Genomic DNA, 14234 nt, shown 5'->3' with positions numbered 1-14234 from the left:
CTTACGCAACCTTGAACTTATCTACAGTTCTCTTCAACTCAATAGCACCTTCTGAGAGCTCTCTTGTAGCACTTGCAATTGAATCTGATGCCGAGGCTGATGTTTCAGTCTGTTCAGCAACTTCTTGAATTGCAGAGCTTATCTCTCTGGCCGCAACCAATTGCTCCTCAGCGGCACAAGATACTTCTGAGATGGCCTGAGTTGTCTTATTAACACCTTCAACAATTTTTCCAAAAGCAACACCTGCTTGCTTAGAGATTTCACTCCCCTGAGATATTCTTTTAACACTTTCGTTAATTAGTTTTGATATTTCCTTTGTAGCTTGTGAAGATCTCTCAGCAAGCTTTCTCACCTCATCCGCAACAACTGAAAAACCTAAACCATGCTCCCCAGCTCTCGCCGCCTCAATTGCAGCATTGAATGCGAGTAAGTTCGTTTGATTAGCAATCTCACTTATAACTTTTACAATTTCGCTAATATCTTCTGAAGATTTACTAATTAAATCCATTGACTCAATGGCCTTAGCAATTGCTTGAGCGCCAGTTTCAGCTTCATGATGTGTCGTCTTTGCTACAGCATCTGTATTCTTAGAGTTTTCGGCAATAGCGTTAATTGAAGCAGTCAACTCTTCGATAGAAGCATTCATCTCCTCTGTTGTAGCACCTAGGGCCTGAGCTCCTGTCGCAACATCTGTGGCCTTAGAAGATATATCTCTAGTATTATTTGTAAACTCCTCAGAGAGCTTCGTTACTGTTTCCTCAACTTCAACCTGAGTACTAATATCTGCACCAAATTTTGTTACACCACAAGGAACACCCATATTATCGAAATTTGGATTATATGTTGCTTGTAACCAAATAGTGTTATGATCTTTATCAAATCTTTTAAATCTACCACTACATGGATTTCCTTTTCTAAGATCTGCCCAGAAATTCTCATATTCAGAAGTTTTAACATAGTCACCGTCACAGAAAATTCTATGATGCTTACCTACGATTTCATCAAGAGAGTAACCTACAGTTTTTAAGAAATTTTCATTAGCATATTTAATATTTCCATTTAGATCGAATTCAATTACGGCCTGTGACTTACTAATCGCCTCGGCTTTTAATTTTTCTGACGTAATATTTGAAGCATACTTAACGACTTTAAATGGTCTGCCATCCATATCTAAGATTGGATTGTAAGAGGCTTGAATCCAAACTTCTCTTCCACCTTTCGCTACACGCTTATACTCACCAGATTCGAACTCTCCTCTATTTAACTTATCCCAAAATGCTGCATATTCAGCACTTGAAGAATAATTCCCTTCACAGAAAATTCGGTGATGCTTTCCCTCAATTTCAGACATGTCATAACCAAGCGTTTGAAGAAAGTTATCATTTGCAGTGATAATTGTTCCATCAAGATTAAACTCAATTACCGCCTGAGCTTTAGAAATGGCATTAAGCTTTCCTTCAGTTTCAGCATTTCTAAGCTTTACACTTGTAGTATCTGAAGCAAATTTTACGACCTTAAATGGATTTCCTTCAGAATCAAAGATTGGATTATATGAGGCCTGAATCCAGACTTCTTTTCCACCTTTCCCAAGTCTTTTATATTCACCAGACTGGAACTCACCTTTTCGTAAATTCTCCCAAAATGCCTTATACTCAGGAGAACTTGAGTATTCACTCTCACAGAACATACTGTGGTGGTTACCTTCAATCTCGCCTAAATCATAATTAAGTGTCTTTAAAAAGTTTTCATTCGCAGTAATGATAGTACCATCTAAGTTAAATTCAATTACAGCTTGAGCTTTAGAGATAGCATTCATCTTCCCTTCAAACTCAGAATTCTTTAGTTTAGATTCAGTAATATCAGTCGCAAACTTTACGACTTTATATGGCTTTCCATCATGACCAAAAATTGGATTATATGAAGCTTGAATCCAAACCTCTTTTCCATTATTTCCGATACGCTTGTATTCACCAGTATCAAACTCACCTCTTCTAAGCTTTGCCCAAAATTCTTCGTACTCAAAACTATTTATATAATCAGGAACACAGAACATTCTGTGATGTTTTCCCTCTATTTCATCCATTGAATAACCTACAGTATTTAAGAAGTTATCATTGGCCTTAATAATTGTGCCATCAAGGTTGAATTCAATAACTGCTTGTGCTTTTGAGATCGCAGTCATCTTACCTTCAAGCTCAGAAACAATTCCTTTTTCCCTAGTAATATCTCTAGCAAAAGAAAGAATTTTTATCACTTCACCATTTTCATCACAGATTGGGCTATACGTACACTTAACCCATTTATCTTTATTATTTCTACCTTTATAAAGAGCATCTCCAACAAATGGCTCACCTCTTCTTAAGTCTGCCCAAAAGTTCTTATAAACTTCAGAACTCACATAATCATCTTCGCAAAGAACTCTATGATGTTTTCCTATTAAATCTTCAACCTTCTCAAAACCTAAGAGGTTTAAGAAGTTTTCGTTTGCACTAAGTATTTCCCCATTTGGTAAAAATTCAACAACAGCAAGAACTCTATTTACAGCGTCAAAGGCAGAAACTAAATCTCCACTTAAATTACTCTTATATTCATCAACGCTTTTGAGGGCAGCACTCATTTTTAACTCCTAAATAAAATTATCAGAATTGATCTCAATAAATCTTCGGATATACTAAGGGGAATAATTAAGAATCTGAGGTTAAAAAATTAAGAAAATTAACTAAATTAAATAACTCTTAATATAGAGTGTGCAACCTTCTTAAATCATGGAGAGAAACCATCATGAGGATCCATTGAGGCTGACTTAAGGTTGCCTTATGGTAAGGGATATTATGAATATATTTTCATTTTTTGCCACACTTATGTGGTTTTTACTTCATTAATATGAGTAGAGCCAGGTCTAAGAATATGATTCTCTTTAAGGATTTTATTCCCTCTAATCGTGATATCAGTTAGAAATAATTTTTCAAATTTAACATCTAAAACATAGGCCTTTACATTTACTTTTACGACAAAGTCATTTGACAGTGGAACTTCTTCAAAAATAATTGTTACAGGTTTTTCTAAGAAAACGAATCGACTCGTTATAACAACTTCATGGAGAAGCTTCTTTACTCGCTCAAGATCTTCATGAATAGAGACATAGAAAGTCGTTACAATCATCATATCTAAAGCCCCACTATTTCCACTAGCGACAGTATCTGTGAGAAACTTAGAATTTGGAATGGTTACTGTATCATCATTGAGTGTTTGTAACTTCACTGACCTAAGACCAATGCTCTTAATTTCTCCATAACTATCGCCATAGCTCACTCTGTCTCCAACTTGAAACGGACGATCAAAGAGAAGAATAAAGCCAGCGATTACAGAACCAACTAAGTCCTTTAGAGCGAAACCAAAAGCAACAGCAGCAGATCCACCAACAGTTAGAAGTAATTCTTTAGAAGGTCTGAAAACAAAATAAAATGCCCCTAAAGTTCCTAAGAGATAAGTTGCAAAAGAAAAGACTGTTGTCACTTGTAAGATAAGAAGTCTCTTTCCAGATAGTTTTTCTTGAAACTTTTCAGACCAGAGATTTACAACTCTGATAAAGACTACAATGAGAACGATCAAAAAAATGAATAAGAAGATCTTATCTACTTTAAAGAAGGTAAAAATCAAATTTCCAATATTAGTATCCATATATAAAATTCTTCGACTTTAAGTACTTAATAAGTCCGTATTGGGAAGATATCTCAATCATATATCTTCCATGTTTATCTTTAAAAAAGAAGTTTCTCTCTTGTCCAACCTTGATTGCGTTTCTAACAATTCCCTTCGGTAAGTTTGTAGTACTCTCTATTTCATTGGGAGAAAGATTTTCATGTTTTAAAACAGAGGCAATCACAAAGAATATATCGTCAGCTAATTTGTCCAAACTATCTAAGTCAGCATCCTTAGGTATATGCACATTAAATGTCTTACTATTTCTTCTAGAAAGTGATGTTAACCAGAGATAGAGAGCTGCCCTAGGATTTCCTCTTGAGAGCTCCCACAGTAGCTTAAAGAACTTCGACTCTACTGTTGTGTAGCGATCCATCTCATCTTGAGATCTCGTTGCATTAATTAAAAGATCATATGAGAGTTTGTACTCTGAACTGTGATGCCTTTTAAAAATAAGTTCTTTTATAGCTGTATCATCCCATCCCTTAAGAGGAAAAATATTTCTAAAGAACTGGCTGCGACCAAATGCTCGATCTAAATAGAGCCAACTATACTTATTAAATGATAGGACCCAAAAGATATTCTCAGTACTCAGATTAATCATATTAAGAAGTCCATTATAGGCAGAGAAACCCTTCGTATGGGATAGAAATAAGTTCTGAGCTTCATCTATAACAAGAACTGTTTTCTTCTCTAGCATCTTATCTAGCTTATAGAGATCAAAGGAGCCATTCTCCTCCAATCCGAGAGCGTTAACGATAAAAGTATGGGCCTTCTCTCTATCAATGGTTTTAGCAGGAACTTTGGTGTACACACAACTTAACTCGTCAGTATATCTCCCCTCCATATCCCTAATAACTTTTTTAAGAAGCGTCGTCTTCCCTATTCCCTTGTCTCCATAGACAACGACAGAGTGCTCCTCGGACTTCTCATCTATCCACTCTACAATCTCATTACAGATTGACTCTTCAATTTCAGATGTGTGATTTACATAGTGCTCTTCTACATCGAGAGAGTTAAAAGTAAACTTCTCCTTATATTCATTAGGAATCTGCTCACTCGCTCCCTCTTCAACTTCTACACTCTCCACTTGCTTTCTAAATAGATTTGCAGAAATCTTCTTAGAAATTGCGAAGTCTTCCGTCATTCTTATAAAAATATTCACGATTGTTAAAATGGAGATAAAGAGAAAACTAAAGATCCCCTGAATCTTCGATGGTAAGAATTTATAAAAGCGCTCAATCTTATCTACAATGACTCCAGAAAACTTCTTTTCCGTATAAGTACTAAATTCCTTTGACCATACAGAAGATGTTTCGATGACTTGATATAGTGAGTAGATGATTGCAACAAACTTTACGATTGAATAAATATAAACCTTACCAACTGTAAGATTTAAAAGAACCATGATTAAGGAATATACAAGGTAAATATTTGCGAATCGTCCAGCTGTTCCCTCGGCCTTCAATTTAAAGCTTCTATAATTTCTAGAGTCTATTGATGAAACTGTACTAAGGAAGAGAATGACAAGGGACCTTATGATCTTGGCAACAATTAGAATTATAAAGATATTCAATATAATTGATATATTATTTAATAGTTCAAAATGAGATAGTACAAATAACAAAAATAGCCATGAAATACTGTAGAAGTTATCACTATGCTTATTCCAAATTGTCGTTAAGTAGCTAAAGAACTCCGAGCGCTTTCTCTTTGAAACAAGTCCTCTATTCTTTTTCTCTAAGAAATCATAAATTTTATGAAGAACCAATTTAAAGCTAAAGACACCTAAGATGATCATCATATATTTAAAGAGCAATAAACTTAAATCCGTTATTCCATCCCTCCCTAAAGAGAGTTTTTCATTCACGAAGAGATACTTAGAATAAACATAGTTCAGTAAACGATAAGGAGATGCATATATTTCATTCTTTAAAGAACTTAAGTAAGATGAAGTAAAAAATCGACCAGATAAAAAGCTAAAACTTAACTTATTATAATAATTACTTCGAAGGGAGTTTATTTGAATTAATAAATTATTTAATAGCTTTAGTTCTTCTTCTTTCTTCTTAGTTAGATCAGAGATAGACTCCTTTCTAAAAGTACTAACTTTACTTCTCTCGGTCTCTAAGGTCGCTCTAATCTCACTTTCAACATTTCTTTTTGAAGTAAAAACCCCTGGTACTCTTGGAATATCAAAGAATAAAGATCCTTTAATTAAATCATAGAAGTTTTGCTTAGTGACCTCTTTCCAAATCTTTTCAACTTCAACAAATTGTGCCTCAATAGTTTCAGTATCTCTTTCTTCATAATTTGAAGAAAGATTTGATAGCTTTAAACTTTTCAAATTAAAGTATTCAATTTTCTGTTGTAGGTTTCTATTAAAGAGTATCCTCGTCTTAATTAAATCTAACTTAAATTTAAGCAGAGAGTTTTGATAGAATACGACTTCTTTTGAGTTAGAATCTATTAAGGTTTTTGACTCATTTTGTGCCAACTCCTTTTCTATATCTCTCTTACTCTTCTCCAGAACAATAAACTCTTCATCGATCTCTTTGGCCAATGAAGGAATAGAGCTATTTGAATCAATATTTAGCTTTATTGAATTATTAAGGGCCTTATTCTTTTTAAAGAGTTGTACTTTAAAGTTATTATATTCTATAGAGAGTTTTTCAAGCTGGGCCATTCTCTTAGTTAACTTTAATTCCTTTAAGCAATTTGATAGATACTCATACTCCTCAGATATTCCCCTAGACTTTGAGTTTATTGTCTCTAGTTTAGATATATATTCATCAGACCTATTAAAGTCGAAGTCATTTCCAAAGACATTCCAGATTAGAGAGCTATCTCCCCCTTTACCACTGAGAACATTTTTAATTCCAACAATTCTGTGCTCTATATTTCCTACAACCGTATCGTTAAGAGACAGGACTTCACTTTTTATACATTTATTAGTTGCATGAATATTGAGAGAAAGTACGAGTACTAGAGTGACTTTAAGCAAATAATTCAATTTGAACTCCATATATAGCTTTTCACCATTTTAAAGTTCTTATTTATAAATGCAAACAACAATTTAAGTAAAAGACAAGCTGCATTAGAGCATATTTTTCATTGCCCTAAAGAGATAGGGAAAGCTGGTATAATTAAAGAAAAAAGGAGCGTCCTATCAAAACTTTAATTGTAAGTAGTCTAATAACACTTTTAAGCTTGAGTGCACATGCTGGCTTAACTCCTAAGAGAACAGAGCTATATCGCTGCGTAGACCTAGCAGACGATGCGAATGTGGACGATGCCATTATCTACCAGTCCAAATTAGGCAGTAAGAATGTTTTCTACGAGATAAGAGTCAATTCACTTAAAGACGGAAGACCAGTTCACTACTACAAGAAAGTGAATCTTATCTCAAAGTACCAAGATAGAGTTCAAGAATTTACCACTGGAAACTTTAGAATCAGAGTTGACCGAGTAAGAAATGCTACAGATGGAAATTTTTGGGCATTTGCAAGAATCCCTTCACACGAAGTACATTCAGTAAACTGGTCGTGTAAAGACGCTAATTAATTTTATAATGGGTCAATATCTTATTAATATTGGCCCCAATATAAATACCCCCAGAAAAGTCTCCTTTTCTATCTTGCAGACGAATCATAATACCAATTTGAAAGACACCTGAAGAGGCATCATAGTAGAGGTCAGTGATATTATTTTCATTAAATTCTTTCTGGCTTTTTACTAAACTATATTTGCGCTCATCAGATTGATCAAAGTCGCTAGATTTAATCGTTTCACCTAGAGTTGCACCTTGATGATTAAAGATAAAGGCTTCAGAAACAAAGTTATATCCAGAAAGAACTTCTTTAAGCTTTATACTCTCTTCACTTTTTAGAATTTTCTGGATGAAGTCTAAACCCCTCGAACCATCTTTCCACATCTTCTCTTTCTTAGCGATATTACTTACGTTCTTTCTCTCAATAGTAAAAATGGACTGAATATGTTCAATATCTTTTCTGATCTTATTTACAATGGACTCTCTTCTATCGTGATCAAGTAGAAAGTTCACTTTTTCCAAGCATTCACTATAGCGCTTACGAACTTCAATTTTTCCCATAGCAGCTTTCTTATAGAAGCTTGTGTTGAGTTCTATTCCGGACTCTACGTACTCTAGAGATTTCAGATCAAAGTTATCCAATAAAAAATCATTTGGTATTTCAGATCTTTTAACAATGATGGCCTCCGCTCTTTTTTCCACTAGCCCTCTAAATAGAGTCTTTGAATTAAGAACAGAAAATGAAAGAGTATAATCCTTAAACTTCTTCAAGTATTGAGAGTGGTCTCCTTTCACTAGGCCAAGACTTATATTTTTGTCGGGAATATCTTTGAGCTTTATCATTAGTACTTCATCTATATATAGAGGAAAGAGCCCATTATTTTTAAGTTCAGAAGTAAAGACTACTGGATAGTAACCATCGACAGTTCGATTTAGAAATTCTTGCCTTCCCCTTAGACTTGGGAAAGATTTTATTGTGATATTTTCTTCCAAAATTCCCGTTGTACAAGAGAGAATAGACTTCAAATGCGATTGATTAACACCGCCAAGATTAGTGTCTGACACAGCAATCTTCAGCTCAGTTGCCAAAGATTGATTTAACATAAATAGAATAGAAAGCACTATAATTTTTCGCATACCATACGATAAATTATATTGAGACCAAAGTAAAGATTTTACTCTGTTCTAAGTACCCCTAAGATTGAGATATCTTCTTGGTAAACATCTGAAATTTCAGCATTTTCTAACTCACCAAGACCAAAGTCCATCTTTAGAGAATAATCCCTATCAATTGTATTTCTAAGTCCTTGCTCTTGAAGGTACCACTCCAACTTCTCCTCAGAATCTTGGCATCTATAGGCACTACTCTCATCCTCTATACCCCATCTAAGTTCTACACAGTGATATGGATCGAAAGAAAGCTTATAGATTTTGCCAAGCATTTGATCAAGATCTAAAACAAGGTTTGAGTTATCGGATAATGTTAATGGAATACGACACTTCGCCACTTCCTCTTCATACACAGAAAGAAGATCGGACTTTAAATTACTCCCACTATACTCCACTGAAGAACTTCCTTCAGAATTCAAACGTAGCATCTTTTTAACTAAGTCTCTCCCCTCTCTAATAGAGGCCTTTAACCTCGCATCTCTAGATGGTGTTGAATATGTTTCCCATTCTCCATCAGTTCCATAGATATTCTCAGGAAGCTTTTCAGGATGATCTTTTAAGTTGATTCGACTATCAAGGGCCTTATCAACAGAGAGCTTTCTCTCTCTAAAATCATAGCAGAGCTCTCCAAGTAACTCTCTTAACTCAAGCACAGGGTTGTAAACGAGATTTCCTAGAGAGAGTCTATTTCTAACAAACTCATAGAAGCTCATTTGACGACCTTCAAAAGAAAAGTCCTGACTCTTTTGAAACTGCTCTAGGCTATAGTTATCTAGCTCTTCATTCTTTTTAAATCTTACCTTTGAATCTTGGTAAGTGAAAGGTCGCCAGTTAGAGAAGCCTCCACCAATCTTCACTGAAGTTCTAGAAAATTTTTCTCCGTAAGTAATCGCTGTAAGAGAATTATCAGGATGTGCATCAATAAGGTGAATTTTGCCATTCTTTGTAACTTCGTAAACGACAGCAATATGGCCATTTGGATCATAGAGAATAGTTCCAGGTACTATTGCATCGCGATCGACTTTAACAGGATAAGTATCTCTAAACTTTTCCCCTTCACCATTTGCAGATGCATTAGTTCTAAAAGACGCTGTTGAAATACTTCCCACAACACTTGTTAAAACTTCGTTAATATCATCCCCATTCTTTATCATTCTCTTAGATTTGATAACGTTTCCATCTGCATTATAGCGAAGGTCAGGAACTTTTCGGCTACCACCGTTTAGCTGTCTTCTTAGTTTCTTAATTTTAGAATTAATTATTCTTCGTCTAAAGAAGCCAGCATCGGCCAACTCTCTTTGAAGCTCTTGGATTTCAGCTAATATTAATTGATTCTCTTCAGAGAACCATTTCGCTGGCAATAAGGCATTAGGAAATGAAAACGGCAAACCGTTCATCCAACTAAAGTAGGCCCTTAGCACATAAGGTAAATCTGCACAGTCTGCAAAAATAGATTTTAAATTTGAAGGATTAAGATTGTAAAAGCGAGGATTGGCCACTCTACTGCGTAGACACTGATCTGTTGTTGAACAGTCTCCACTCTTTTTAGCTTTACCAATTCCAGCTATAAATTCAGAGTACTGCTTTTCAAAACTTGGAGTCCATTCTGGATTAGAAATTACCCAGCTAGTCGATTTCTTGCCTGATGCGATAGTTGAAATTGGCGCTAAGATAATGAGTAAAGCAGCTACTGCTCCATGTATTGAATTCATGACTCCCCCTATAAATATAAGTAAGAAATACTAATTTATAGGGAGTTTTAAAATAGAGTTGTAAAAAATATCCGTTTAGAGGACGCCTGAACCACCATCTTCAGTGTGAATATAGAGCTTTCCATCTCGCCCCTGCTTCCAACAGTCATCCTCACTAATTCTCTTAATCGAACACCTGCTTAATGAGCCATATTTCCAGAACCTTGAACCATCTTTTGGGTAATTTGAAAGCCTCTTTGGTGAACCCACTCCAATATGAAGTGTTTGACAGCCGATTCCGACCTGCAGACTCAATGGCTTGCCTTCTTTATACATCTTACAGAGATAGGCTTGAGCTACGGCCCTTTGCTTTGGTGTATTAAAATCTAAATCAAAACCACGCGCTTGCATATGATCACTAGACTTCGCTCCTCCGACTTTTGAGTTATAGCAAGACGGTCTCCACCAATTTCTAATCTTAATACCCGAAGAAGTTTTCTTTCCTCTATTTATTTCAGATCTCAGCTCAACAGCTAAAAGTCCTTGGGCCACAGCTGACTTCCAACGACAGCGACTTGGAAGTAATTTTTCATATCCACAGCCCTTCGCCACAGCAGAGTTATTTGGAGAAACCATCTCTTTTGCACTGAAATATCTTGTCAAACCACTATCTTCAATAAATCTCTGAAGCCCTGCCATGGAGTGCTCATAATCATCTGGAGAATTTATTTTTCCATCAAATCTCAAAATCATTTCATCTAGATTCTCTAACTCTTCATCTGTTTGATCTAAGCACTTATCAATTTCTTTAGATTCTTTAGTTGCCGATGGCCATCTCGAACTAGTTCTAATTTCATGGTGAGTATCATCATCGTAGTGATGTCCATTCATTCTAGCAATCTCTTCCCAATCTAATTCTCTATTCTTAAATGAGAAACTGCAGCTCACTAAAAGTAGAACAAATATTGAAAATAAATACTTCATGAAACCTCCAAATGAATTACTTACTTAACGGAAATATACAAAAGAAATTTAATTTAAAAGATTTGCCCGAGTATTTTACTACAGCTTCGAGAAATACTTTATTCTTTGATTAGTAGATTATTGATTTGAGTTGTATTTCTAAGCTCAATATACTCTTTCTTAGAAAACTCCCCATCATCCCTCATATTAGAGTATTTAATATATTTGCGTTTATAGTCTTTTAAAACCCAAAGTAGGATTGAATCCTTAGTAAGAAATGTTCTTTGAAAGCTTTCAATATTTCCATTACAACACCTTTCACTAAAGAGAATTCTTCTCATTGACCTCACTATTGCCTGATACCACACCCTCGCCCTTGAAAGGTTAAGCCAAATAACAGTATCACATTCCTCTAAGACTAAACTCTGTACTGAATTATAATTGCCTACAATTATCCATGACTCTTCTTTACATAAAGATGTCACACTATTTTTAAATTTTTCTTTATCAGTCTCTATCCACCCGGGATTCCAGTAGAGATCGTCCAAATCATGGAAAGGAATATTTAATTTTTTAGAGAGCTTCATCCCTACAGTAGTTTTACCACTACAACTAATTCCTATAATCAAAATTCTTTTCATACTTTTAATAATAATCCTATTCAATAAATGACGAATTATTATTTTAGCCCTTATAATAGAAAAAAGGCTAAGAGAATGTTTAATAAGTTTAATTTATATAAAGTTTCAAGATGGGTATTCTTAAGTACTCTATCAGGATTAATGGCGGGTTTAAGTTCAGCACTATTCTTAACTTTATTATCTCTTGCAACTGCTTATAGAAAAGATCATCATGAGCTAATCTATTTTCTTCCAATAGCAGGATTCTTTATTGGTCTAATCTATTATAAATTCGCTGGTGAGGCAGAGAAAGGGAATAATTTAATCCTTGATGAAATTCACTCTCCAAAGAAAGTCCTGCCTCTGCGAATGGTTCCCTTTGTACTCTTTGGAACAATATTGACTCACTTATTTGGAGGATCAGCTGGGCGAGAAGGAACAGCAGTACAAATGAGTGGCGCTCTCTCTGATCGAATCTCACACTTCTTCAAGCTCTCTAAATATGAAAGAAGAGTATTATTAATTGCGGGCTCGGGAGCAGGACTTGGCGCTGCCGTCTCAGCTCCTTGGGCAGGTGTAATTTTTGGAATGGAAATTATCACTGTTGGAAAGTTAAGACTCTACGCTTTCTTCCAATGCTTAATTGCTTCTTTCATAGGCTATCAGACAACTCACCTACTCAAAGTTCCCCACACACTTTATCCATCTGTTGAAATACCAACCTTCCATTTCCAGTACTTAATTTATCTAATTCTCTTTGGAATTGCATTTGGAGTCAGTGCAAATCTATTCTCTAAAACTACTCACCTTTTAACTAAAGCTATAAAGAGATTTATTCAATATCCTCCACTAAGACCGTTTCTAGGAGGACTGCTTATTATTGTCCTTTATAACATTGAAGGCTCTTTTCTCTACGCAGGACTTGGCTTAGAGACAATTCAAACATCACTAGTTCAACCAATGCATTGGAGTGTACCTCTTTTAAAATTGATATTTACTGCCCTTACTCTCTCTTTTGGATTTAAAGGAGGAGAATTCACGCCTCTAGTTTTTATTGGAGCAACTCTAGGAAGCTTTCTAGGAGGTTTTGGCCCAATCCCTTTTGAACTTGTTGCAGCTCTTGGCTTTGTAGCCGTTTTTGCAGGAGCATCCAACGCACCGATTGCATGTATTATTATGGCCATCGAAACATTTGGTATACAAATTGCTCCGTACGCCTTTATTGCTTGTTATAGTAGTTTCTACTTTTCAGGACACAATGGTATCTACCAATCTCAGAGATACTTTTCAAAAAAACATAAGAGAGCACTATTTTTCCTAAAATACTTAAGAAAAAAATAGTACTCCAATACTATTGTGCAGCTTTAGCTCTTAGATCTAGAATAATATTAATAATAATTTGAATAAGCCCTAATGTTAGAATACTTGATACAAATAAAAGAGCACTCATAGACTGAGAGAAAATACCAAGTAACACACAAATAAAAGAAATAAAAAATCTCAATTGTACTCTAATAAAAGAATTCTCTTCACCACTTTTACCAACGGTAACAAGATCAATCAAACCAACAAATGCCAATATAAGGGCAATTGAAAAACTTAAGAGATAAGCATCATTTAACTGAAGAGAATGGGCCATGTTGGAGCTAACAACTTTCTTTATTCCAACACCCATAAGAACAATTCCCATTTGCAATGGTAAATGGGAAACAAGCCACACAGGAAAAGCTAAAAGACTTTTCTTTAACTTCGACTCGGCAACATCATCAAAGTAAATCCACCAAATTGAACATGCTATGAGAAGAGAGAAACAAGCTTGTATAACTAAATTCATACCTGAGTCTCTTTCAACTAACTCTGTTAGAACTTTCACAAAAGATTCACCAATTACTATAATAGTTAAAAGGCTATAGCGTTCTGACAAATGCTCATAGTCAAATGGGAATTCATTAAATAAATTACGAGCTTTATTAAGAATTGGCGTTATGAGAATAATCGCAACCCCTACTGCCCAAACAAGAGGGGTTAAGTTATTTGGAAAAAAAGGTGCACTCAACCATGTAAAACCAGAAAGGGAGAATGCTCCAAACCAAAACTTAGTATACTTTGAACCAAATTCTGTTTGAATAGAGGCCCTTAAATAGAGCAAGGCCACTAGTAGCTGTGATATACCAAAAATAATTGTAAAATAAGAATAATCACCATTAAAGACCCGAGGTGCTAACACTGTTAAAGAAGCAACAGTAAACATATGAAGGAAGACTAATACTCTATGTAGAAAATCATCTATAGTGTAGCGGTTTGAAAAAAGAGAAAATCCAGACCAAGAAACCCAGAAAGTTATAAAAATTAAACTTATCTTAATAAATCCATATAATGAAATATCCCTAGAAAAAATATTCCCAAGCTGAATAAACGATGCCACATACATTAGATCGTAAAAAAGCTCCAGCCATCCAACTTTTTTCTCTACTCCAATACCACTAAAGTGAAAGACAGGCTTTTGTAATAATCTTTTCTTCATTCTCTATTCCTAGC

At 35.0% G+C, this 14234-nt stretch carries 10 protein-coding genes; 2 read left to right on the top strand and 8 right to left on the bottom strand.

Annotation, left to right across the window (positions count from 1 at the left end):
* Nucleotide 1 precedes the first annotated feature (1 nt).
* From BMS_RS05190 to BMS_RS05180, 3 genes are all read right to left on the bottom strand, one after another.
* On the bottom strand, nt 2-2617 hold the full coding sequence (locus BMS_RS05190) for a methyl-accepting chemotaxis protein (RefSeq protein WP_014243744.1): 2616 nt from the start codon (nt 2615-2617) through the stop codon (nt 2-4).
* Between the two features lie 242 nt (nt 2618-2859).
* Nucleotides 2860-3681: a mechanosensitive ion channel family protein gene (locus tag BMS_RS05185; RefSeq protein WP_014243743.1), complete on the bottom strand. Its 822-nt coding sequence runs from the start codon at nt 3679-3681 to the stop codon at nt 2860-2862.
* Nucleotides 3671-6715 (bottom strand): AAA family ATPase, encoded by a 3045-nt coding sequence (locus BMS_RS05180; protein ID WP_044557314.1) that lies wholly within the window; start codon nt 6713-6715, stop codon nt 3671-3673. Before BMS_RS05180 ends, BMS_RS05185 begins: the two co-directional genes overlap by 11 nt.
* 197 nt (nt 6716-6912) lie before the next feature.
* On the opposite strand from BMS_RS05180, the gene BMS_RS05175 reads away from it, so the two are divergent.
* On the top strand, nt 6913-7266 hold the full coding sequence (locus BMS_RS05175) for a hypothetical protein (RefSeq protein ID WP_044557313.1): 354 nt from the start codon (nt 6913-6915) through the stop codon (nt 7264-7266).
* Here the strand turns inward: BMS_RS05175 and BMS_RS05170 are convergent.
* From BMS_RS05170 to BMS_RS05155, 4 genes are all read right to left on the bottom strand, one after another.
* Nucleotides 7259-8356 carry a PDC sensor domain-containing protein gene (locus tag BMS_RS05170; RefSeq protein WP_044557312.1) on the bottom strand — a complete coding sequence of 366 codons (1098 nt, stop codon included), beginning with the start codon at nt 8354-8356 and terminating at the stop codon, nt 7259-7261. The genes BMS_RS05175 and BMS_RS05170 overlap by 8 nt on opposite strands.
* Before the next feature lie 71 nt (nt 8357-8427).
* Nucleotides 8428-10134, bottom strand: a complete 1707-nt coding sequence (locus BMS_RS05165; protein ID WP_014243740.1) for a PH domain-containing protein — start codon at nt 10132-10134, stop codon at nt 8428-8430.
* 75 nt (nt 10135-10209) lie between these two features.
* Complete coding sequence (locus BMS_RS05160) at nt 10210-11097, bottom strand: D-Ala-D-Ala carboxypeptidase family metallohydrolase (protein ID WP_014243739.1); 888 nt, start codon at nt 11095-11097, stop codon at nt 10210-10212.
* Between the two features lie 98 nt (nt 11098-11195).
* Complete coding sequence (locus BMS_RS05155) at nt 11196-11717, bottom strand: shikimate kinase (RefSeq protein WP_014243738.1); 522 nt, start codon at nt 11715-11717, stop codon at nt 11196-11198.
* 75 nt (nt 11718-11792) lie between these two features.
* Between BMS_RS05155 and BMS_RS05150 the strand changes: the two genes are divergently transcribed.
* Nucleotides 11793-13037: a chloride channel protein gene (locus BMS_RS05150; protein ID WP_044557311.1), complete on the top strand. Its 1245-nt coding sequence runs from the start codon at nt 11793-11795 to the stop codon at nt 13035-13037.
* Nucleotides 13038-13047: 10 nt separating this feature from the next.
* On the opposite strand, the gene BMS_RS05145 is transcribed toward BMS_RS05150, so the two are convergent.
* Nucleotides 13048-14220, bottom strand: coding sequence for a low temperature requirement protein A (locus BMS_RS05145; protein ID WP_014243736.1), 1173 nt, complete (start codon nt 14218-14220; stop codon nt 13048-13050).
* Nucleotides 14221-14234 lie beyond the last annotated feature (14 nt).

The organism is Halobacteriovorax marinus SJ (genome assembly GCF_000210915.2).
Taxonomy (GTDB): Bacteria; Bdellovibrionota; Bacteriovoracia; order Bacteriovoracales; family Bacteriovoracaceae; genus Halobacteriovorax; species Halobacteriovorax marinus.
Note: the sequence above shows the minus strand (reverse complement) of the source record. Positions and strands in the feature narration are given on the sequence as shown.

Bases quoted from the DNA above. Each gene is read 5' to 3' on its own strand.
- BMS_RS05150 (WP_044557311.1), top strand. From the start codon at position 11,793: ATGTTTAATAAGTTTAATTTATATAAAGTTTCAAGATGGGTATTCTTA.
- BMS_RS05155 (WP_014243738.1), bottom strand. From the start codon at position 11,717: ATGAAAAGAATTTTGATTATAGGAATTAGTTGTAGTGGTAAAACTACT.
- BMS_RS05170 (WP_044557312.1), bottom strand. From the start codon at position 8,356: ATGTTAAATCAATCTTTGGCAACTGAGCTGAAGATTGCTGTGTCAGAC.
- BMS_RS05165 (WP_014243740.1), bottom strand. From the start codon at position 10,134: ATGAATTCAATACATGGAGCAGTAGCTGCTTTACTCATTATCTTAGCG.
- BMS_RS05145 (WP_014243736.1), bottom strand. From the start codon at position 14,220: ATGAAGAAAAGATTATTACAAAAGCCTGTCTTTCACTTTAGTGGTATT.
- BMS_RS05190 (WP_014243744.1), bottom strand. From the start codon at position 2,617: ATGAGTGCTGCCCTCAAAAGCGTTGATGAATATAAGAGTAATTTAAGT.
- BMS_RS05160 (WP_014243739.1), bottom strand. From the start codon at position 11,097: ATGAAGTATTTATTTTCAATATTTGTTCTACTTTTAGTGAGCTGCAGT.
- BMS_RS05185 (WP_014243743.1), bottom strand. From the start codon at position 3,681: ATGGATACTAATATTGGAAATTTGATTTTTACCTTCTTTAAAGTAGAT.